The organism is Flavobacterium chungbukense, from assembly GCF_020805785.1.
GTDB lineage: Bacteria > Bacteroidota > Bacteroidia > Flavobacteriales > Flavobacteriaceae > Flavobacterium > Flavobacterium chungbukense.
The window spans coordinates 244,436-266,084 of the sequence record NZ_JAJGZV010000002.1 but is presented as its reverse complement, the minus strand read 5'-3'; the positions used below and the strand labels follow the sequence as shown (position 1 = coordinate 266,084).

The window sequence follows — 21,649 nt, the reverse complement described above, 5'->3', positions numbered from 1 at the left end:
AATTTTGAAACACTTTTCAACGAATTTAACCCTAAATTTTAAAATTTGAAGAACATTGAGATGGAATTTTGATTGCTTTCTAATAGCTTAAAATGAGGACTTCTTATATAGAAATTTAGGAAGTAAAAACTTAACATTGGGTAATGTGTTGTTTGTTAGTTGTTTATGTTGGTTTTTTAATTCGAATGAAAAACTTAACATTGGCGAATAGGTTTTTCAGTCTATCTTTGTTTATTATTTTTTGATGTTAATTTAATGATTTAATAACATTGAAAATTTGTAATTAATAAAATTAATTTAATCAATTTCTTAAAATTAACACAATAATGGCAGAAGAAGTGCTTACTAATGAAATCGATCAGGAGGTAAATGCAAATCCAGTTATCTCTACTGATGAAAATGAGCAAAATACAGCTCAAAACCAAGAAACGGAATCAGTTGCAACTGAAACTCCAGCCTCTAAACCAAAAACTAAAAGAGCTCCTAAAAAAGTAGTTGAAAAACAAACTATTGCCGGAGAAGAAGTTAAAGAGGAGGAGAAAACTGAAGAAGTAGTAATTTCATCAGAAGAAAATACTGAAGAACAAAACGAAGACAAATCTAAAAACGATAAGAAAAAGAAAAAGATGAAAGAAAAAGAGAAAAAACAGCTAGCTGAGAAAAAAGAGAAATTGAAAAAGAAAAAAGCTGTAGCTAAAAGAAAAGAGAAAGCGAAAGACGCTAAGAAAGAAAAAGCTAAAAAAGCAAAACTAAAAGCAAAAGCTAAGAAAAAAGACAAAGCTAAAAAAGCTAAGGATAAAGCTAAAGCAAAAAAAATCGCTAAAAAGAAAGCGAAAAGAACTAAAGCTAAGAAGAATAAGAAAAAATAATTGATAATTGATAATTTTAATTGTTAACTATCATGATTCTCAGGCTGAGAGAAGTCGAAGCCCGCGTCAAGTTTTTATCAATAAATTTAAAGCCATATATTAAAAGAAGAAAGATGATTTTAAAAATCATTTTAATCTTTTAATCTGTGGCTTTTTTTATGCATAAAATTTTAAGGCATTCCACCACCAGCCATCAACAATTAACAATCCGCCTCTTTTTTTTTCTGCAAAGCTAATTTGTCAATTTTCTGAAGAAATTCAGGATCAAATTCAGAATAGGCTCTTAATCGATATTTGTCGTCTCTAATTTTCATGACCAAACGAATCTTTTGAACCATTAGCCAAATCGGTTCGTAACGTTTATGCCCTAAAAGATATTGAATTTTAAGAATTGACATTTTCCGGTGCGTTAAAGTCATCAATTCAATGCAGATCATCCAGTAGCGAATGGGCAAATTCGAGTTCTCCATTACGGTTCCAGACCGAAGGCTAATTCGGCTTCCGCATTTTCTACATTGAAACTTTAAATCATTTTGTCTAAAAGAATGCTGGTCGTGACCGCATTTTTTGCAAATGATACCATTTTCTAAGCGCTTGTTTTTAAGTTCTTCAATACAAGTTGCCTCATCAGGATATTTCTCGAAATAAGCGCGTAGTTCCATCTAAACGGTCTTTTTTTTACTCTCTAAATATATAAATTTTATATAAGTTTGAAACTCTTGTAAAAAAATAAAGAGAAACATTCAAAACAGAATATTCCTCTTTATGGGGCAAAAAATACAGGTATTACAATTTTGTTGCGATTTCTTTCTTGTATTTATTCAAAATCGATTTTGTCATACCTAAATTAGCTTTAGTTGAATCTACTGCTAAATAGATAAAATACTGCTGATTTTCAGATACATCGATAATGTGCATTTGAGAACTTAGTGTAATCATAATATTGTCTACAACTTGTCCTTGTAGATTTAGAGCCTTAATAGCATTCATTTTTGCTTTAACCACTTCAAGATTATAAGCCGATGCTAATTCAGGATCAAAATCTGCAACAACTGATTGTGAATAATATGACATTCCACTAGCGATTTCAGCTACAGAAACAGCGATAAAACCTGGAACATTTTTTTTTAGGTCTTCACCAAATTGAGTTAAAAAATCTGACATAATGTAGGATTTTAATGTGTTGTAATTAAGATTGAATTGTTTTGGATTGCACAAAATTAGTTATAACATATTATATAATTATCCGTTATCTGTACCTATTTTTGTTGAAAATGTTAAAAATTTAAACTTGAATTTGACTGTGTTTTATGCGCTTTTATCGAATTGAAATTTATTGCGGAACTAAACTAAAATATCCAAAACAAAAAAGCTTCTGAAACCGTATTATTTGCGATTTCAAAAGCTTTTTAATAAAGAAAAAAAATATTTTTTATTTGATTTCTGTAATAAAATCTTCTTGTGGAGTTCTTACTTTTTTTAAGTTCACTAACCAGTCGTTTTCTTCATCTCTGTAACCAAGAGGTAAAACTAAAACACTTTTAAGTCCCAGTTCGTTTAAACCTAATAATTTATCTACCTCTGCAGGAATAAAACCTTCCATAGGTGTTGTGTCTACTTGTTGTTCTGCAGCGGCAGCAATTGCCAAACCAAACGAAATGTAAGCTTGTCTTGCAGCATGGTTGGCGTGCCATTCTTGTCCAAGTGGTTCGTACATTCCCCAAAGTCTTTGTTTGTACTCGTCCATTGCGCTAGCAGGAATTCCTCTTTCTGTGGTAGTTCTATCAAATACAGAAGAAATTTTTTCAATGCTGTATCCGTCCCATGCAGCCCAAATTAAAACGTGAGATGCATCTGTAACTTGACTTTGATCAAAACTTACCGCTCTAATTTTTTCTTTTAAATCTTGGTTGGTAACAACAAAAACCTTGTAAGGTTGTAATCCAGAAGAAGAGGGAGCAAGTTTTGCCGCTTCAAGAATGTAGTCTACTTTTTCTTGCGGAACAGCTTGTCCGTTCATTTTTTTTGTAGCATAACGCCACTTTAGTGCATCTATTAAGGCCATTTTTATTTTATTGATTAAAATTTATCCAAATGTAATTACTTTAAGTGTATTTTTGTCATCTGATTACCAAAAGTAACTGTAACATCGAGGTAACTCACTAGTAGAACATGATAGAAGAGCCGAAACACGATCCTAAAAAATGCACGCAACATATTTTGGCAGTGCATGATGCTATGTATATTTTAAACGGAAGATGGAAAATTTCTATAATTGCTTCTTTGTGTTTTAATACACTAAGATTTACCGATCTGCTTCGTGAAGTAGAAGGAATTTCTGGGAAAATGTTAAGCCGTGAATTGAAAAATCTAGAAGAAAACCAGCTCGTAACCAGAACGGTACTTAATACACAGCCAATAACTGTTGAATATCAATTGACAGAATATGGGCATACCTTAAAAGAAGTGATAGATTCTTTGGCAAAATGGGGTTATAACCACCGAAAAAAGATTACAGGAAAAGAATAGCTTCAGTTTTTGATTTCTGAAATTCTTTGTAAAAAACCTTGTGAAGCCAATTTTTGTTCGGCTTCTTCAATGGCTTTCAAAAGATTATTTTGATTGTCTGTAATTTCGTTTAATGCCTTTTTCATTACTTTCCAGACAGGCTGCATTTTAGTAACTAATTCTTTTCCTTTTGGAGTTAAGATGATTAGTCTTTTTCGCTCGTCTTGTTTGTCTTTTTTAGAACTGATAAGTTTTTGTTTTTCCAGTTCCTTTAGTAAGCTTATGGTCGAAGGATGGCTGTATCCAATTTCATTGGCAATTTCTACAACACTCAGCATTTCTTTGATATGTAAAGTGTAAATTACAGGAAACCATTTCGGTTCAAAATCAATATCAAAAGATTTATAAATCAGAGCTCCATCCTTGCGAAATTGCTCGCTAAGACGCTGTAATCGTGTAGATATGGCCAAAATGCCGATTTCATCAATTATATTCATCTCTTTTTAGTTTAACTGTAAATGGCAAAACACATTATCAGGTTTCATTAAAGGAAAATCAGCTGGAAGCGCTTCTTTTGCAATGGTAACAAAATTGTTCTTTTCGTAAAAACGCAAAGCGGCCTGCAAAATAGAAACCGTTCCTAAATATAAGTTTTTAATTCCGTTTTCCTCGCTATAAGCAATTAATTGCTCCAATAATTGTTGTGCAATTTGAAATTCTTTTCCTCTATATTCTTTCTTAACAAACATTTTTCTAATGGCACCCGCTTCAGCATTAAATTTCACCAATGCAATAGTTCCTACTAATTTTCCGTCGATGAATGCACCGAGAAAAGTACCGCCTGGTTTGAAGTAAAAGTTCTCAATATCCAATAAATCAGGTTGATCTTCTAAAGTAACAGGAACGTTAAATTCTTTTTGCTGAATGTTTAGAATCAAATCTACGATTTCATTTTCGTATTCGTTTTGTATAGGTTGAATGTTCATTTTGGTTCAAAATTAAATATGGGTACAAAACTACGTAGTTAACTACATATATACAATAAAAAAACTGCTGAAGTCAGCAGTTTTAAGTGTTTTTTATGATTTCAAACGATTTCTCTGCTTAAAAATTAATCTTTAACCAGTACAATTACAGCTTTATAACCCGTACCAACATTCCATTCGCTAGCAGAAATAACAGCGCCTTTGTCGTCGATAACTTTAAATTCGGCTGTATTTGGAGACGCAAAACCTTCGTTTAAGGCTTCAATATCAATTTTATTAATTCCTTTTACTAAATTGATTTTAACGCTTTTAAATTCACCATCTAAAGAAACTTCTGGCTCAATTACTTTATCGTTTAAATATACTTTTACTTTATCGCCGTCTACAAAGGCTGCATCGCGATACATAACCGTAGAAGTAACCGCATTGGTATTGAAGTTTCCTAAAAACTGGTTTCTTCTATAAAAAATTCCTTCTACGTTTGATTCTTGTTTGTAAAGATTGGTGTCTTTAAAAAGTTCATCAGGATTAACCTGTAATGGTGCAGGTTTTTCAATGGGTGCAGGCGGATTTTCTTTTGGAGCTTCTTCTTTCGGCGGAATTACTTCTTTTTTATTAGCGTCTTTAGCTGGAATACTTTTGAATTTACTGTTCAATTCTTGTGAAAATCCCTGCAATGAAAAAGTAGCAATGGCGATTATCAAAAATATTTTTTTCATGTTTATAAATATTAATCTTTAGGGGTAGTGATTTTTAAAAGATTAGATGCATCACAATCTTTTATATATAAACATTTTATAAAACGAATTATTGCCTTCTTACTTATTTTTTGTCTAAAAATTAACGTACGAGTAAAAGCTCCACAGGGGTAAAATATTTATAGAATTTCGATAAAACAAAGAAAAAAAGCTCCCGAGGAGTGACATATTTTTGTTCAATTTTATAATAATATGTCGCTCCTCGAAAGCTTTAACTTTAGGTATTTATTTTTTACTATAAATATTGCGCTTCTCCTAATCTTAAAAAAGATATTTCTTTTGAGGGAACTCCTTATTTACAGTTATTTTCAATTTAAATTATGGTTAGCGAACGTCCTGCAATATTCTTTTATAAGATTTCTAACGCTTCTAAATTGTTCCATTATTTCAGAATCTGTTCCTGTCGCTTTTGCTGGATCTGGAAAATTGTAATGGAATTTTTGTGCTTTTGTAGGGAAGAAGGGGCATCTCTCCTTTGCATTATCGCAAACCGTAATGACAAAATCAAAATCGATGTTGGCATATTCTTCAATATGATTTGAGGTGTGATTTGAGATGTCAATTCCATCTTCTTGCATAGTTGCAATCGCTTTCGTATTTACGCCGTGAGTTTCAACGCCCGCGCTATATACAACAGCTTTATTTCCTGCAAAATATCTCAAATAACCCTCTGCAATTTGGCTCCTGCAGCTATTTCCCGTACAAAGTATTAGTATTTTCTTTTCCATAATTTAAACAAGTAACCAAATCAGATTTATGATACAAAATTTAGGTTCAAATCCAAAAATAAGCTGTAGCACAATTACAGATGTGGTAATAATAATTGGTTTTTTATATTTTATGATTTTAGCTTTCATTGCTTAACAGCATCCTGAATTTGGAGAACAAGAAGAAGTATTATCTGTTGATTCTCTAAGGATTATCTTTTGTTTTTCTGCGGGAATTCCGCAAGCATCTTGTGCCAGACAAGCTGTAGTTTTGTTTTTAAGCACAAAGTTTTTGCCATTAAAAGCTAAATCATATTTTCCAATCGTTTCGCTTTGATATTCTACTTCGATTTCTAGATCTTGAATAGTAAGTTTTTCTTCAGAAAGTGAAATAATATGCAATAGTTTATTAGGTTTCAAACGATGTTCGAAATCATCTGCATTCCAAAGCTGAAAATTTACAACTTCTTCATTTCTAATAACTCCGCCACAGTCTATAAAGTTCTTTTTGATAATTCCAACTTCTGTTACGTGGAAATGTTCGGGAACAAAAGTCCCGTTTTCCAATTGAAATTCAACATTTTCTAATGTTGGTAAAATTTGTTTTACTTCTGATAATTTCATTTTTATAATTTAATTTGTTTATTGCAATATTGCGATACAATGAGTCAAAAAAATGTTTTAGCAACATTTTGATTTTAAAAGATTTTGATTGATGTTTAAGAAATAGGTGTTTAAGATTTCGATAGCTTTTTCGTCAATACAATAGCAAATAGAATTTCCTGAAATGTTTCCTTTGATGATTCCAGCATTTTTAAGTTCTTTTAAATGTTGAGAAACTGTAGGCTGGGCAAGTGGAAGTTCATTTACAATATCACCACAAATACATTCATTTACTTTTAGCAAGTATTCTAGAATCGCAATTCTGGCAGGATGCCCGAGAGCTTTTGCTATTGTTGCAATTTGATTTTGCGCATCTGTAAAATGTTCTGTTTTAGTAGCTCCCATTTTTAGTATAATTTAATATTGCAATATTACGATATAAAGTTGATACAACAAAAATTATCAAAGAATTTATGTTTTGTTTTATTTGAAAAATAATTAAGAATATTCTTGTAAATGAGAAGAAAGTAGTTATTTTTGATTACTCTTTAAAGTGTTTATAGTAAATGTTTTAAAGCTAAAATTTACTAACCAAACCAACCAAAACTGTATGTGTAATCTCAAAAGTTTTCTTTTATTATTTCTGATTTCATCCACTTTATTTTCACAACAAATCACCATAAAATACATCGGAAATAGTGAAGGTATAATCAATCTAACTTCCGAATCAAAAGAAAATGCTTATGATAGAGCGGTTCTCAGTACAAAGAATAGAGAATTAATAATCGATAATGATTGTTCAATCTTTTGCAATGATATTAATAGAGGTACTTTAATTTACGCGGCACCAAACGAAACTTTAGAGTTTGATGTTGATACGAAAGGGCTGATACATTATTATTGCGCTTCAAATCCAATTCGTAAATCTGAATCAGAATTTTTAAATGCCTCTTTTGAAAAATATGGATCAATTAAAAATCTTCCAAATTATAATCAATTGAAGATTGTTATGGCATCTCAGAAAATGAATACGTACTTTGATAAAGATTATATAAAACAAAAGGAGTTATTAGAAACGTATTTTAAAGAGAATAAACTCTCAAAAGAATTCTATAATTATCTATCTACTACTTATTGGAGTTTAACATTATATAACGAATTAGAAGAAAAAACTATAAATCCAAACACATTTAAGGCGATAGAAGAAAGTTTTGATCAAGCTGATACATTGCTCGACGCAGATAAATACCGCGAACTTCTTCAAAATTATGTTCAGAAACGAATGAAAGTTTTAGGTTTGAAAAAAAGTCTTTCTGGTGAAATGGAGTTTATTTCTAAAAATTTCAATAATCAGAATATCGTAGATTATTTATTGTATTCGACCATTTATTATCCAATAAGTATTCGAGATCAGAAAGTTCCTTTTGATCCAAAAGCATTAGAAATATTTAGGAAATATTGTAAAAATCAGACTTTTGCAGCTAATGTAGAAAATGAATTAAAACCTGCTCAAACTCCTTTAGTTTTAAAAGAAATAATTAAAAAACACGAAGGAAAATTGGTTTTGATTGACTTTTGGGCTTCTTGGTGTATGCCTTGCAGAGAAGAATTTCCAGACGAAAAAAAATTAATGGATAAATATACCGATGTTGCTTTTGTATTTATTTCTATTGATAAAAGCGCAAACTCTTGGAAAAAAGCAATGGACGTTTACAAAGATATTTTGAACAAAGAAAACAGTGTTTTAATAGCAAAATCTGAAAAAGATGAATTATTAAAACAAATAAATGTGACTACAATTCCGCGTTATGTGCTAATTGGAAAAGATGGAAAAATTATTCATAAAGATGCGCCAAGACCTTCTACGCCTGAAATTCAAACTTTGATCGAGAAATATTTATGATGGTTCGGCATAAAAATCACAAAGTAATTTTTTGTGTGATGCTATCTCAATAGACTTCTTATTACATTTGCATATTAATTCTATAGAATAAATATTAAATAGTGCCCAAAAGTATATTTGCTGTATTTTTCACTTTCTTTTTTTTTGCCACAAGTGGTAATCAGCTCAATGCACAACAAAGTGATAGTATATCAAGGCATTTTTTAATGAATGTAGAAATCCGTCCAAGGGCAGAATTTACTTCAAATTATATACTTCCGCCCAACGATTCCATTGATCCGTATTTTTACATTACACAGCGAAATAGAATTTCATTTCAATATTCGCAAGAAAAGTGGTTTATGAAGTCCGACGTGCAGGAAATTCATCTTTGGGACCAAGAAAATTCAACTTCTAAAGTTGGAAGTGTCAATTTCTATCAGTTATTTTTAGAAACAAAATTCAGAAATGTAAATTTTCGTTTAGGAAGACAAAGTATTTTACTGGATAATGGAAGATTATTTTCTGATGCTCCGTGGGCGCAACAAAGTAGAGCGCACGAAGGCATTAGAATAATGAAATATTCTGAGCATTTTTCAAATGATCTTTTTTTCTTATTTACAAGAAATTATAACACTAGTTTTGAAGCGACATATTCACCCGTAGCATCCAATAAATATAAGTATATGTTGGTGTATAATTTTAGTTATCATATTAATAAAAACTTCTCTTTTAATACTATAAATACAGTTGATTTTTTACAAAGAGCAAATTCAGAAACCTTGTATGCACGTGCTACAACGGGAGGAAGAATTGAATTTAAAAACAAGCAATGGTATTATACTCTAAATAGTTATTTTCAATTAGGACAAAACCAGAAAGGCCAGCAGCTATTGGCATATTATTTTCAGCCAGAAGTTAAAGTGTCTTTGGAAAATTCAACATGGCGTTTTGGAGCAGAATTTATTAGCGGAACCAGTTCTCAATTAAACGCAGAAAACTCTAGAGATTTTGATGTTTTGTACGGTGTTACTTGGAAATTCAACGGTAATATGAATGTCTTTACTCGTTTTCCAGCCGATGTTGGAGGTAGAGGTTTGGTAAATCCGTATTTGTTTGCTTCATTTCCTTTAAATACAAAATTAACGCTCCGTTCTGATTTTCATCTTTTTTACACACAATATCCTTTGATAGATGATATGAATCAGGAAATGTCTAGATTTTTGGGATTTGAGAATGACATTTCGGTAAAATATGTTCCTGTAAAAGGACTAGAAATTAATGGTGCATTTTCGTTTTATAAATCTACAGATTCAATGAAAAATCTTCCAAAAGTGCAAAATGAAAATAAATTATCATTTTGGAGTTATTTGATGGTTTCTTATTCTTTTAATGCTATTAATTTTAGAAGTCTTAAGAATAACAAGCTTTAAAATTCTGTATTATTGCTATTTTAATTCGTTGTAAAACAGTGTTTTAATTTGTTGTAAATGCCTTACAAGTACAATCTAACTAAATTAAAAAGCGGTTTTTATCAAGATAGTCCTATCTTTGCGGCTGATTTTGGTCTGTTTTTTCTTCAGAAAAAATAGTTAAAAGGGAATCAGGTGCAAATCCTGAACAGACCCGCTACTGTAAGTTCTACAAAAATTCTTTAAACATTACTAATGCCATTGTCCCGCTTTGCGGGGTGAGAAGGCCGTTTAAAGATGGAACAAGTCAGGAGACCTGCCACGATCACATAGTTTAAAACTTTCGTGGTATGAAGTTGATGACAAAGATTGGTAACCTGCTATTAGATAGTGGGAACGATTCTACGTTTATGTAATTACTGCATCACTGAAAGTTGATTTAATTCAATCGTAATGTGTAATTTGAAAAAAACTTTATTTGCTGCTTTTTTAATAATTTTTCCGTTTCTGCTTCATTCTCAAGTAGTAACTGATAGTTCTCGTGTTTTAAAAGAAGTTATTTTAAAAGGAAAACCGTATCAGGAAGTTATTCCCGTGCAAAGTCTCTCGGGCGTTCTGCTCGAAAAACTCGCAAGTCATAATGTGGCAGATGCGCTTCGTTATTTTGCTGGAACTCAAATTAAAGATTACGGCGGTGTTGGAGGCTTAAAAACCGTTGACGTTCGAAATATGGGAACACATCATGTTGGTGTTTTCTATGACGGAATTCAACTTGGAAATGCTCAAAACGGAGTTACGGATTTAGGAAAATATTCGCTTGACGATATGGAATCTTTGACGATGTATAATGGTCAAAAAAGTGAAATTTTTCAGTCGGCTAAAGATTTTGCTTCGGCTTCGGCCATTTATCTGAAAACAAAACGTCCTGTTTTTGTGGGGTCAAAAAAGACAAATCTTCTCGTTCGTTACAAAACAATGTCGATCAATTATCATGATCCTTCTTTTAGATGGGAACAAAAACTGAGCGATAAAGTGAGCATGAGCGTCAGTTCAGAATACATCAAATCGAATGGACAGTATAAATTTAGATACAAAAGAAAAAATCAAGACGGAAGCGTGGCGTATGATACGACCGCAACGCGATGGAACAGCGATATTGAAGCTTTACGATTTGAATCTGGTGTTTACGGAAAAATAAATAAAGGTACGTGGGACGCCAAAGTGTACTATTATGATTCTGAAAGAGGCGCACCAGGTGCAATCGTAGAGAATAAATTTAGAGACGGATTTAGGCAGTTTGATAAGAATTTTTTCGGACAAGCTTTTTTAACGAAAGACGTTTCTGAAAAGTATAAATTTCAAGTAAAAGGAAAATTTGCATACGATTACACGCATTACATCGCCAGAGATACCACGAACGTTTTAGGAGAAACCGTAACCGAGGGCGCGCAATCTGACGATAGTTATTTTCAGCAAGAAGCCTATTTTTCGGCCGTAAATATGTACAGCATTTTGCCCACTTGGGATGTTTCCCTTTCAACCGATTTTCAATACAATAAATTAAATGCAACCAGAAAAGGAATCGAAACGCAATTTTCTTTTCCGCAGCGTTATACTGCGCTTGTTTCTTTGGCAACTTCTTACCGATACGAAGGTTTTAAAGTTTTAGGAAATGTCCTCGCAACCCGTGTTATCGAAGAAGTGAAATACAACGCAAAAGCACCGAACAAAACCGAAATGACGCCTGCTTTATTTCTGGGTTACACGCCTTTCAAAAAATACGATTTCAATTTAAGGGCTTTCGCTAAACGCATTTTCAGAATGCCCACTTTCAATGATTTGTATTATACAATGGTCGGTTCAAGTACTTTACGGCCAGAATATATGAACCAGTACGATGTTGGTTTTACTTATAATTTCCCCGTAAGGGAAAGCTTTTTCGACAAATTTTCAATTCAAGCAGATGGTTATTATACCAACACAAAAGACAAAATTGTAGCCGCGCCAACAGGAAATTTATTTCGCTGGATGATGACGAATATTGGGCAGGTAAAAGGAAAAGGAATTGAAACGGTTGTCAATATGGCAACGCATTTTGATAAAGTGAATCTTACCGCAAATTTGACCTATACGTATTCTCAAAGTCAGGATTTTACCAAAATTTCAGGTTTAGAAATGTCTTCTTACGGCGATCAGATTCCGTACACGCCTTGGCACAGTGGGTCTGGAATTTTAAATGCAAGTTATCAATCTTGGAACTTCAATTACAGTTTTATCTATGTTGGAAAACGCTACAATGGAAACGTTAATAATATTAAAGTCAATGAAGTGCAACCTTGGTATACACAAGATTTGGCGGTTCAAAAATCATTCACTTTTAATACTTACAAGTTGAATGCAACGGTTGAAGTCAATAATGCATTCAACCAACAATATGAAGTGATTTACAATTATCCGATGCCCGGAAGAACATTTAAATTTATAATCAGTTTTGAGTTATGAAAAGGAACTTTATAAAAATACTATTTAGCTTATTTATTCTCATTTCTCTAATTTCTTGCAGAGAAGATGAAACTGTTTTTCTTTCTTCAGATGTGAGTGTCGCTGCGCCAAGAAGTGATGGAAATATTGAAGGTTTTTATCTTCTGAACGAAGGGAATATGGGAATGAACCGAGCGAGTATAGACGTGTTCAATTACCGAACAGGAAATTATACTACCGATGTTTATTCTGAAAGAAACCCTTCAGTTGTAAAAGAATTGGGCGATGTTGGAAACGATATTCAAATCTACGGGAATAAAGTCTACGCGGTAATTAATGTTTCCAACAAAGTAGAAGTTCTAGAAAAATGGACCGCAAAACGAATCAAAAAAATTGATATTCCGAATTGCCGTTATGTCACTTTTTATAAAGACAAAGCCTATGTGAGTTCCTATTCTGGACCAGTTGCGATTAACCCAAATGCAGAAATTGGTTTTGTTGCTGAGATCGATACCACTTCATTAGATATAAAAAGAAAGGTAAATGTTGGTTATCAGCCAGAACAAATGGTCGTTCATAACGGAAAATTATATGTTGCCAATTCTGGTGGTTATCGTGTTCCAAATTATGATAGAACCGTGTCGGTAATTGATTTAGAGACATTCACAGAAATTAAAAAAATAGACGTTGGCATCAATTTGTATAGTATGGAAATTGACAGCCGCGGCGATATTTATGTGAGTTCAAGAGGCGATTACTACAATACGCCATCGAATCTTTTTGTAATTGATACCAAAACTGACGAGAAGAAAATGCAGCTCGATATTCCTGCTTTAGGAATGTGTCTGGTAGATGATTTACTGTATTACTACAGCGTTTCGTGGAGTTATCTCACGAACAGCAATAAGATTACTTACGGAATTTTCGATACCAAAACCAAGAAAATAATCAGTGATAAAATCATTACCGACGGAACAGATAAAAAAATCATGATTCCGTACGGACTTCAGGTAAATCCAGAAACCAAGGAGATCTACATTACCGATGCACAGAATTATGTCGTAACGGGATATATCTACTGTTTTACACCCGATGGAAAATTAAAATGGAAAACTACAGCAGGAAATATTCCAGCACATATTGCTTTTATAACCAAAAAATAAAAATATGGATCAAAGAATTCTAAAATACTGTCGATTATTAGCGTTGGCTTTTTTTACAATAACCCTTGCAAACTGTTCCGGCGGGAATGACGGAAGTGAATCGGGTGGAGAAGAGCCTCAAACAAGCGAGTACAAAACACAGCGTTTTGCTATTGTTACTTTAAGTGCCAAAACAAATGCGAGCGCAAATGCAGTTTATCATTGGACCATTGAAAGTGTTTCTTCAGAAAATTATTCTTTGGTAAATACGACTTCAAAAGAAGCTTTGTTTGCAGCAGCGGCAGAAGGAACTTACATATTTAATGTCGCTATTACAGATAAAGGAACTACGAAGAATCAAAAAGTGACTGTAATAGTAAGTTTAGAAACTTCAGAGTTAAAAAGTTACATCTCAAAAGTATTCGAATTTAAACCAGCGCCAGGACAATTTGTAAATGATCTTCCTGTGGCAAATGACGGCGATTCGGCAGATAGAATATTGACAAGAGCTAATTCTTATTTAGCAAAGAAAAACGGCGATTTGATTTCGCTAGGCGCTTTTGGAGGTTATGTAGTTTTTGGCTTTGATCATAGTATTGTAAATCTAAAAGGCAGACGCGATTTTAGAGTTTTAGGAAATGCTTTTTGGGCAGAAGCTAATCCCAATCCCAATTCGGGATTAAGAGGTGGGAGCAGTGAAGCGGGCGTAATCATGGTTTCGTATGATAAAAACAAAAACGGAATTCCAGATGATGAATGGTACGAAATTGAAGGCGGAGGCCATAAAATGGAAAAGACAATTCGCAATTATGAAATTACGTATCATAGACCAGATCCGAATAAAACACCCGTTCCAGGCGGCGGAACTGGAACCGTGATTTTTACTGATATGGAATATATCTATTGGAAAGACAATCAGGGGAAACAAGGTTATTTGGCGCAGAATAATGCGTACAATCATTCGCTTGAATACTGGCCAAAATGGCAAAAAGATCAATCCACCATCACTTTTAAAGGAACGAGATTACCAGATAATGCAGTAGACGAAAGTGGAAACGGAAGTTATTTTGTTCAGTATGCTTTTTTATACGGTTATGCCGATAATGCTCCGAACAATGATGATGATTCGGCAATAGATATTGATTGGGCAATTGACAGTAAAGGGAATAAAGTACAGCTTCCAGCAATAGATTTTGTAAAAGTTTACAACGGCTTAAATCAGCAGGCGGGTTGGCTTGGCGAAACTTCAACCGAAATTATGGGAGCAACCGATCTTCATCTTTTAGGAGAAAATATTCCAACCAGATAAAATTTAACTAGTATCAAATCAATTTATTATAATCAGTTTATGAAAAAAAATGTTACCCAATTTTTATTGCTTGCATTTGCATTCGCCTTTATCGGATGCAGCAGTGATGACAAAGACGAAAACGCAAATTTGATTGCAATTACACTTCAGGAAAAGTATGAAACCCCAACTTTTACAGTTTTAGATATCACAGCTTCAGACGCTGGCGCTACTGCAAAATACGAGTGGATTATGAGTAAAAATCCAGTAAATAAAGTAACAGATTCGATTGTTGGAAATACGAAAGATTTAAGATTTACACCAATTTATGCGGGTTCTTACGAATTTACATTAAACGTTACAGCAGACAACAAGAAAGGAACTAAAAGCACTATTGTGAATGTTACGAATGAAGCAACCAACTTCAATCCGTATATCACGCGCATTTTTGATTTTGATCCTGCACCAGGAATGTTAGCCAACGATATTTACAAAGATGGCAACACTAAAGAAGCTGTAGTGAAAACAGCTTTAGGAAGAATTAGTGAAACCAATGTTGGTTACTTATTAGATTTAGGTGGTTTTGGCGGTTCAATTGTGGTTGGTTTCGATCATACGGTCGTGAATGTTTCAGGAACAAGCGATTTTAGAGTTTATGGAGGTGATGTTACAAACCCGACGGGAGCAAAAGCAAATCCGCCGGCACCGGGATTAATTTTTGTGGCTTACGATAGAAACAAAAACGGAAAACCAGACGCAGACGAATGGTATGAAATTGCTGGAAGTCAACACGCTAAATCTACTACAGTTAAGGACTTTAAAATTACTTATAAGAAAAAAGCAGCAGGAGAACCGTTAGTAACTTCAAGTGCTCTTTGGACAGATTATGAGCATGTTTATTGCGAAAACAGTAAAGGAGAGAAATATTATTTGCCAAGACCAAGAGGTAAAAAAGAATTTTATCCATTGTGGGCAACTCAAATTTCGGTGAGTTATGAAGGTTTAAAACTAGATGTAGATTTTAAAACAGCTCGTGCGGGACAAACAACATTATGGTATTCAACTCCACCAGAATGGGGTTATGTAAATGCTATAAATCCGAATATCGATATTGATTGGGCGGTAGATAAAAATGGAAATAAAGCCAATCTTCCAGGAATCGATTTTATAAAAGTCGTGAATTGTGTGAGCGAACCAATGGGCCTTTGCCAGCAACAATCTTCAATGGCAACTGTATTTGCAGGAGCCGCAGATCTTCATATTCTACAAAAATATAACCTTAAAAAAGTAAACAATTAAGACCATGAAAAAGTATTTAAAATATAGTTTAGTAGTAATCGGTCTTGTTTCTTTTTATGCGTGCAGTAATGACGATTCTAAACCAGAAGAGATTGTTGAACCAGCAAAAGAAGCTACGATTGCTATAAAATTGGCTTCAGAATTTGCAGTACAGAAATATGGCGTTGTTTCGATTGATCCAGAAGTAACCATCGAAAATGCTAACGGAAAAACAGAAACGTACCAATGGTCTATTAAAGTTGCAGGTAAAGATGGTGTAGCAAAAGATTCAATCATCGGCGATAGCAAAACATTATTGTTTATCACGCCAAAAGCAGCAGATTATACAGTAGATTTTAAAGTAATCGTAGATAAAATTGTAAAGCAAGCTTCTACAAAAGTTACGGTTTCAGAAACTGGAAAAACTTATACGGCAAAAGCATTAACGTTACTCGATTTTTTACCCGCTCCTGGTTATAATATAGACAATTACAGCACCAAAGAAGAAGCTTTTGAAGCCGCTCAGCAAAATATTCAAGAAGGCGGATCGGTTGCTTTAGGAACATTTGGAGGATATATGGTAACCGCTTTTGATCATACCGTAATTAACGTTCACGGGAAAAGAGATTTTACAGTACAAATGGCAACAGGAAGTACAACCGTAAAATATTCTCCTGTAAGTATCGCAGTCGCCTACGATGCAAATAAAAACGGCAAGGCAGATGAAAATGAATGGTATGAAATTGCAGGAAGTGAATACCATAAATCGACTACAGTAAAAAATTACGAACTAACATATCGCAAGCCTAATGCAAGCGCGAGTCCGGTAACGGGTACATTACCTTGGCAATACGATACGGCATATCTTTCGTGGACAGACAATAAAAACGGATCTGGAAAAATCACAAAAACACTTACTCGCAGAAGAGTCAATTATTACCCAGAATGGCAGACGGATACTTATACTTTAAAAGGAACAAAAATAGCGATTCCAGTAAAAGATGTAAGCGACGGTGCTGGTACTGCATTCAATGTAGGAACATTTGATTGGGGTTACGGCGGTATTGCAGATCCGACGATTGATATTAGTTGGGCGGTAGACAAAGACGGAAAAAAAGTGCATTTACCAGGAATTGATTTTGTAAAAGTATATGTGCCAACATTTGCTGCAGTGGGAGCCAACGATTTGTTGACAGCTGTTTTTGAAGAAATGTCAGATATAAATTTTAAAGCAGCAAAATAATTTTAAAGCTATTCAATTTTAAGAATAAATAATTATCAAACCGTTGTGTGTAATTATTTTCAACACATAGCAACATAGATCTTTCAAGATTACAAAAGGTGTTTCACTAATTGAAATGCACAGTGTAGAAACTGGTTTCTTTTTGATCTCTTTTATCGATACAAAATCTATGTTTCTATGTGTTAAAACCTATTTTCTAATTATATCCAACGAATTAAATATGAATATTAATCCCTAAATTTTATAATATGAAAAAAGCAGTTTATTTTTTAACACTAGGTTTGTTGTTAGGATTTTCATCTTGTAGCAGTGATGATGAGGTTTTTAGTAATGAATCTTCGGTTTCTTCAGGTAATAATACAAGTAAAACAGCAAAAGTTGCGGTAACAGATCCTTCTATCGGGACTACCACAACGCTTAATTTGACTAGTTCTTTGTTAAGCAGTGGCACAACCACAACAGGAGGGAAATATTGGGAGAATATCTATGTTTCAAATACCAATTTAACTGTGGATATTTTTAAATTTTCGCATACAGCAACGTCAGATGGTTACAACTATTGGGACGGATTTATTGTTTCAAACGTAAATGATATCACTAACTACGGAGCTGCAGGTGCGGGCGGATCAAACAACTGGGTCGCACATCAATGGGGAACAATGGCGGGAAGTGGTTTCGGAACTTCGACAACAGTTACACCAGGAACTCCGGGAACAGCAGGAGATCCTTATATCGTAGCGTATTGGTCTAGTTATTTAGATCCTAAAACGCCAGAAGGAACTACATTTAACGAGGCTAATTTTTCTAATTGGATTAAAATTGGAAACACAGGACTTTATGAAGTTAAAGGTTTAAAAATCAATATTCATCCTTGGCCTTATTATGGTTGTTTGTATGGAGATGGATTCGCAAGAGCTTTTACCTCTGGAGATCATTTCGAATTGTTAATTTACGGAGTTAATGCATCTGGAGTAATTTCAAGTCCTATTACACATTCATTAGCCAATTATTCAGGATCTTCTTTGGTTATGCCAACGGGCTGGATCAATGTAAATACTTCTAATCTTGCTAGTTTAGGAGATGTTCAATATTTGATTTTCCAATTGGCTTCAACAGATTCTGATCCAACTTACGGAATCAATACAGCGGCTTATTTCTGTCTGGATAAACTTTCTGTACAAAGAGTAGAGTAAATCTTAAATAAAACCCCTTTGCAGATTATGCAAAGGGGTTTTTCAATTAAAGATTATTATATTTACTTTCAAAATTGATAATTATGAAAGCATTGGTAATTGGAGCAACAGGCGCAACGGGAAAAGAATTGGTCAATTTGCTTTTACAAAGTAATGATTATGCCGAAGTTTCGATTTTTGTGAGACGTGCTACTGGAAATTCACATTCAAAATTGAAAGAGCATGTTGTTGATTTTTCAGAAATAGATTCGTTTAAAAATCTAATTACGGGAGATGTTCTATTTTCTTGTTTAGGAACTACTTTAAAAGATGCCGGTTCAAAAGACAATCAATGGAAAATTGATTTTGATATTCCGGCTCAATTTGCCGCTGCTGCGAAAGAAAATCATGTCAATTCTTTGATTTTGGTTTCTTCCTACGGCGCTTCATCAAAAAGCAGTGTTTTTTATTCTATGATGAAAGGAAAGTTGGAAGAGTATATCGAAAGTCTTCATTTTCCACAATATATCATTTTCAGACCTGGACCGCTTATACGTGAAGGTTCTGACCGTTGGGGAGAAAAGATTTCCATCAAACTAATTAAAGCGCTGAATGTAATTGGTCTTTTTAAAAATTTGAAACCCATTTCAACCGCATTTTTAGCAGCCAAATTATTAAAAGCACCAAAAGAATTTTCAACAGGAAAATTTACTTTGGAGTTGTACAATATTTTGAAAATTTAAACTTATAAAACAAAAGAAACGCCTCTTTTGAAGGCGTTCGTTTAAATAAAATTCCAAAACAAACTTTATTTTTTATCTTCAGAAATAATTAATGTCGAAGGAATATTAGTTAGCCACGGACTTTTACTATCCATTAAATGTTTCCATCCGTCAAGCGAAATCAGCATAAGATCTTGCTGTTCTAAAAATACTTTTTCAACGTTCTGATCTTTTCTTAGCGAAAGCTGGCTTGGCGCCGCTTGTTCCATTAATCTTATTTTTTCCTTAGTGTCTAAATCAGACATTATTTTTCCTTCTGCATCAAAAACTATAATTCTTGAATCGATGTTTTGAATAAATTTCTGAACATAATTCTGAATCAGATCCCAATCTTTTAAACTAAAAAGCGGAATGAAAATGGAATTAATATCACTCAAATCTTTATCAATTAGAATTCCAACCGGAATTTGCGATTTTGAAATAATCTGTCTAGTTCCGTCATCAAAAGGAGCAGATTCTAAGATGTTTTCTTTTCCAGTAACAGTATTTAAAATCTTTTCAGGATTGATAATTCGAGTTGTAAAACCAAGAACGCGCCCCAGTAAACTTCCCTGATAAATAGATTGCCCAATTCCGACTAACAATAAATCGTGTTTACTTTTATTGGCGACAGAAACTATTTCATTATCAATATCAGCAGAAGCTTTAAACATCGTTGTAATATTTCTGTTTAATGCCACTGATTCTTCCACAACATCTTTAAATTTTTCTGTTTCGTAAATATCTGTATTATAGTGGTGTAATTCTTCAGTTGGAAGAAAATGCATTGCTGTAATTTCAGAACTTTCAGCTCTTTTGTTTGTTAATCCGTCTGCTACTTTAAGTAAAGCTCTTCCAGATTCTGGGCGATCAAAAGACAATAAGATTCGGTATTTATTTTTCAGTGCCGTATCTTCTTCGCTTTCTTGTTTGCTTGATCTAAACAGCCAATTGATTAAATCTAAAGTTGGTCCAGTCATAAATGTGGTAGCAAGGGCCATAATTACAAACATAGAGAACAATTCTGGGCTTAAAACTCCTAAATCATAACCAATATTCAAGGCAACTAATTCTGTCAAGCCTCTTGTATTCATTAAAGCTCCAATAGACAAGCTGTCTTTCCAGTTTTGTCCCACAAATTTCGCTGCAAGCGCACTGCTAACAAACTTACCAATTACTGCTACAGCAAAAATTAATCCTGCGATTTTCCATAAATAAGGTTCGTTTAATAAACCAATTTGTGTTCTTAAACCTGTAAAAACAAAGAACAGTGGTAATAATAATACCAAAGCAACATCTTCTACTTTTTCTATAAAAAGATTTCTAAATCTAATATTTTCAGGCATAATCGCTCCTGCAATAAAAGCGCCAAATAAAGCGTGAATTCCGATTACTTCTGTTAAGTAAGAAGAAACAACAAGCGTTAAAAAAAAGATGGCTACAATTGGTTTACTCAATTTTTCGTTAGTTGCGTACAAATCTCCAATTCTTTTCAAAAACGGACGAACCACTTTAATCATTAAAAAAACATAACCTAATGCTAGAACAACTGTGTACAAAGCACTTCCAAAAGAACCTGCTTTTACAATTGCAATTACTACTGCCAAAATACACCAAGCGGTAATATCATCGGCTGCAGCACACGTAATGACAATAGTTCCTAATCGTGTTTTATGAATACCACGTTCCTGCACAATTCTGGCAAGCACGGGAAACGCAGTAATACTCATTGCAATTCCCGCAAACAGACCAAAAGAGGTAAATTGTACATCTGCAGGGGCAAATTCATCATATATAAAATAGGCTAATCCCATTCCTAAAACAAACGGAATGATAATACTGGCATGGCTAATAACAACAGCGTCATGGGCTTTGTTTCTTAAAATCTTCATGTCGATTTCCATTCCCACGATGTACATAAAAAGAATCAGACCAATCTGGCTTAAGAACTGAAGATTTCCTAATGATTCAGCAGGAAATAACGCTGCTGAAAACTCAGGAAGATACATTCCGATTAATGAAGGTCCCATTACAATTCCGGCAATCATTTCTCCGATAACAGCAGGCTGTTTTAATTTGATGCAAATCCATCCGAAAATACGGGCAACAAAAATAATAGTAACAATTTGTGCCAATAATAAGGCTAAAGGATGGTGCAGGTTTTTTAGAAGAGAATCAAGAAATTCAGCCCATTGGCTTTTATCTGAGGAAGGGATTTTAAGATTTCGGCCTGTTTCCAATTTTATTCCCAATAGAATAATCCAATACATTAAAAGGGAAAATCCTCCAATGACTCCAACGTAAAAAATACTGTTTCTTAAGTTTTTCATTTATTTTAATTTTTATCTCTTTCAAATGCTTGTTTTCCTTAAAAAGAAGCTCTTTCAAAGAGATTTGTTTACAAAATCTGCGCAATTTTATAACAAAAACAATTGGTGCCCAATAGTCGCAATTCAAATTTGTAATGACCTAGAAAAAATTTGTAATGAAATGAAAAATTGGTAATACGATTCTGAAAATCAAATAGGTTTATGTCCTTGATAAGACTTTTTTGTTCAA

The 21,649-nt window shown here is 33.4% G+C and carries 20 protein-coding genes, 1 pseudogene and 1 riboswitch; of the genes and pseudogenes, 11 read left to right on the top strand and 10 right to left on the bottom strand.

Annotated elements, in window-relative coordinates:
• Positions 1-326: 326 nt before the first annotated feature.
• Positions 327-869, top strand: coding sequence for a hypothetical protein (locus LL966_RS06395; protein WP_229351362.1), 543 nt, complete (start codon positions 327-329; stop codon positions 867-869).
• 212 nt (positions 870-1,081) lie between these two features.
• On the opposite strand, the pseudogene LL966_RS06390 reads toward LL966_RS06395, so the two are convergent.
• The 3 genes and pseudogenes from LL966_RS06390 to LL966_RS06380 all read right to left on the bottom strand — a co-directional run.
• Positions 1,082-1,531 (bottom strand): annotated as a pseudogene (locus tag LL966_RS06390) (transposase); the annotation flags it as partial.
• Between the two features lie 124 nt (positions 1,532-1,655).
• On the bottom strand, positions 1,656-2,033 hold the full coding sequence (locus tag LL966_RS06385; RefSeq protein ID WP_229351360.1) for a hypothetical protein: 378 nt from the start codon (positions 2,031-2,033) through the stop codon (positions 1,656-1,658).
• A gap of 268 nt (positions 2,034-2,301) precedes the next feature.
• A complete protein-coding gene (locus tag LL966_RS06380; protein WP_229351358.1) occupies positions 2,302-2,934 on the bottom strand; it encodes an NAD(P)H-dependent oxidoreductase in 633 nt (210 codons plus the stop codon).
• 107 nt (positions 2,935-3,041) lie between these two features.
• Between LL966_RS06380 and LL966_RS06375 the strand changes: the two genes are divergently transcribed.
• Complete coding sequence (locus tag LL966_RS06375) at positions 3,042-3,398, top strand: winged helix-turn-helix transcriptional regulator (protein ID WP_229351356.1); 357 nt, start codon at positions 3,042-3,044, stop codon at positions 3,396-3,398.
• 2 nt (positions 3,399-3,400) lie between these two features.
• On the opposite strand, the gene LL966_RS06370 is transcribed toward LL966_RS06375, so the two are convergent.
• The 6 genes from LL966_RS06370 to LL966_RS06345 all read right to left on the bottom strand — a co-directional run bounded on the left by LL966_RS06370 (position 3,401) and on the right by LL966_RS06345 (position 6,836).
• Entirely contained in the window at positions 3,401-3,874 is a 474-nt protein-coding gene (locus LL966_RS06370; RefSeq protein WP_229351354.1) for a MarR family winged helix-turn-helix transcriptional regulator, read from the bottom strand.
• 6 nt (positions 3,875-3,880) lie between these two features.
• Positions 3,881-4,363: a GNAT family N-acetyltransferase gene (locus LL966_RS06365; protein ID WP_229351352.1), complete on the bottom strand. Its 483-nt coding sequence runs from the start codon at positions 4,361-4,363 to the stop codon at positions 3,881-3,883.
• Between the two features lie 125 nt (positions 4,364-4,488).
• Positions 4,489-5,082: a hypothetical protein gene (locus tag LL966_RS06360; RefSeq protein ID WP_229351350.1), complete on the bottom strand. Its 594-nt coding sequence runs from the start codon at positions 5,080-5,082 to the stop codon at positions 4,489-4,491.
• Between the two features lie 347 nt (positions 5,083-5,429).
• A complete protein-coding gene (locus tag LL966_RS06355; protein WP_229351348.1) occupies positions 5,430-5,849 on the bottom strand; it encodes an arsenate reductase ArsC in 420 nt (139 codons plus the stop codon).
• A 132-nt stretch (positions 5,850-5,981) separates the two neighbouring features.
• Entirely contained in the window at positions 5,982-6,452 is a 471-nt protein-coding gene (locus tag LL966_RS06350; protein WP_229351346.1) for a DUF6428 family protein, read from the bottom strand.
• Between the two features lie 57 nt (positions 6,453-6,509).
• Positions 6,510-6,836, bottom strand: coding sequence for an ArsR/SmtB family transcription factor (locus tag LL966_RS06345; RefSeq protein WP_229351345.1), 327 nt, complete (start codon positions 6,834-6,836; stop codon positions 6,510-6,512).
• A 205-nt stretch (positions 6,837-7,041) separates the two neighbouring features.
• On the opposite strand from LL966_RS06345, the gene LL966_RS06340 reads away from it, so the two are divergent.
• From LL966_RS06340 to LL966_RS06300, 9 genes are all read left to right on the top strand, one after another.
• Positions 7,042-8,334, top strand: coding sequence for a TlpA family protein disulfide reductase (locus LL966_RS06340; protein WP_229351343.1), 1,293 nt, complete (start codon positions 7,042-7,044; stop codon positions 8,332-8,334).
• Between the two features lie 206 nt (positions 8,335-8,540).
• The gene (locus LL966_RS06335; protein WP_229351341.1) at positions 8,541-9,746 is read left to right on the top strand and encodes a hypothetical protein; all 1,206 of its coding nucleotides are present in this window, start codon (positions 8,541-8,543) and stop codon (positions 9,744-9,746) included.
• A 114-nt stretch (positions 9,747-9,860) separates the two neighbouring features.
• Positions 9,861-10,063, top strand: a riboswitch (cobalamin riboswitch).
• Positions 10,064-10,178: 115 nt separating this feature from the next.
• A complete protein-coding gene (locus tag LL966_RS06330) occupies positions 10,179-12,227 on the top strand; it encodes a TonB-dependent receptor (protein ID WP_394799454.1) in 2,049 nt (682 codons plus the stop codon).
• Positions 12,224-13,369, top strand: coding sequence for a YncE family protein (locus LL966_RS06325; protein WP_229351337.1), 1,146 nt, complete (start codon positions 12,224-12,226; stop codon positions 13,367-13,369). Before LL966_RS06330 ends, LL966_RS06325 begins: the two co-directional genes overlap by 4 nt.
• A 4-nt stretch (positions 13,370-13,373) precedes the next feature.
• Positions 13,374-14,657: a cell surface protein gene (locus LL966_RS06320; protein WP_229351335.1), complete on the top strand. Its 1,284-nt coding sequence runs from the start codon at positions 13,374-13,376 to the stop codon at positions 14,655-14,657.
• Between the two features lie 39 nt (positions 14,658-14,696).
• The gene (locus LL966_RS06315) at positions 14,697-15,935 is read left to right on the top strand and encodes a hypothetical protein (RefSeq protein WP_229351333.1); all 1,239 of its coding nucleotides are present in this window, start codon (positions 14,697-14,699) and stop codon (positions 15,933-15,935) included.
• A 4-nt stretch (positions 15,936-15,939) separates the two neighbouring features.
• Positions 15,940-17,157: a hypothetical protein gene (locus LL966_RS06310; protein WP_229351331.1), complete on the top strand. Its 1,218-nt coding sequence runs from the start codon at positions 15,940-15,942 to the stop codon at positions 17,155-17,157.
• Positions 17,158-17,405: 248 nt separating this feature from the next.
• Positions 17,406-18,350 (top strand): DUF4465 domain-containing protein, encoded by a 945-nt coding sequence (locus LL966_RS06305; RefSeq protein WP_229351329.1) that lies wholly within the window; start codon positions 17,406-17,408, stop codon positions 18,348-18,350.
• Between the two features lie 83 nt (positions 18,351-18,433).
• On the top strand, positions 18,434-19,072 hold the full coding sequence (locus tag LL966_RS06300) for an NAD(P)H-binding protein (RefSeq protein ID WP_229351327.1): 639 nt from the start codon (positions 18,434-18,436) through the stop codon (positions 19,070-19,072).
• A 65-nt stretch (positions 19,073-19,137) separates the two neighbouring features.
• Here LL966_RS06300 and LL966_RS06295 read toward each other — a convergent pair whose 3' ends face one another.
• Entirely contained in the window at positions 19,138-21,420 is a 2,283-nt protein-coding gene (locus LL966_RS06295; protein WP_229351325.1) for a cation:proton antiporter domain-containing protein, read from the bottom strand.
• Positions 21,421-21,649 lie beyond the last annotated feature (229 nt).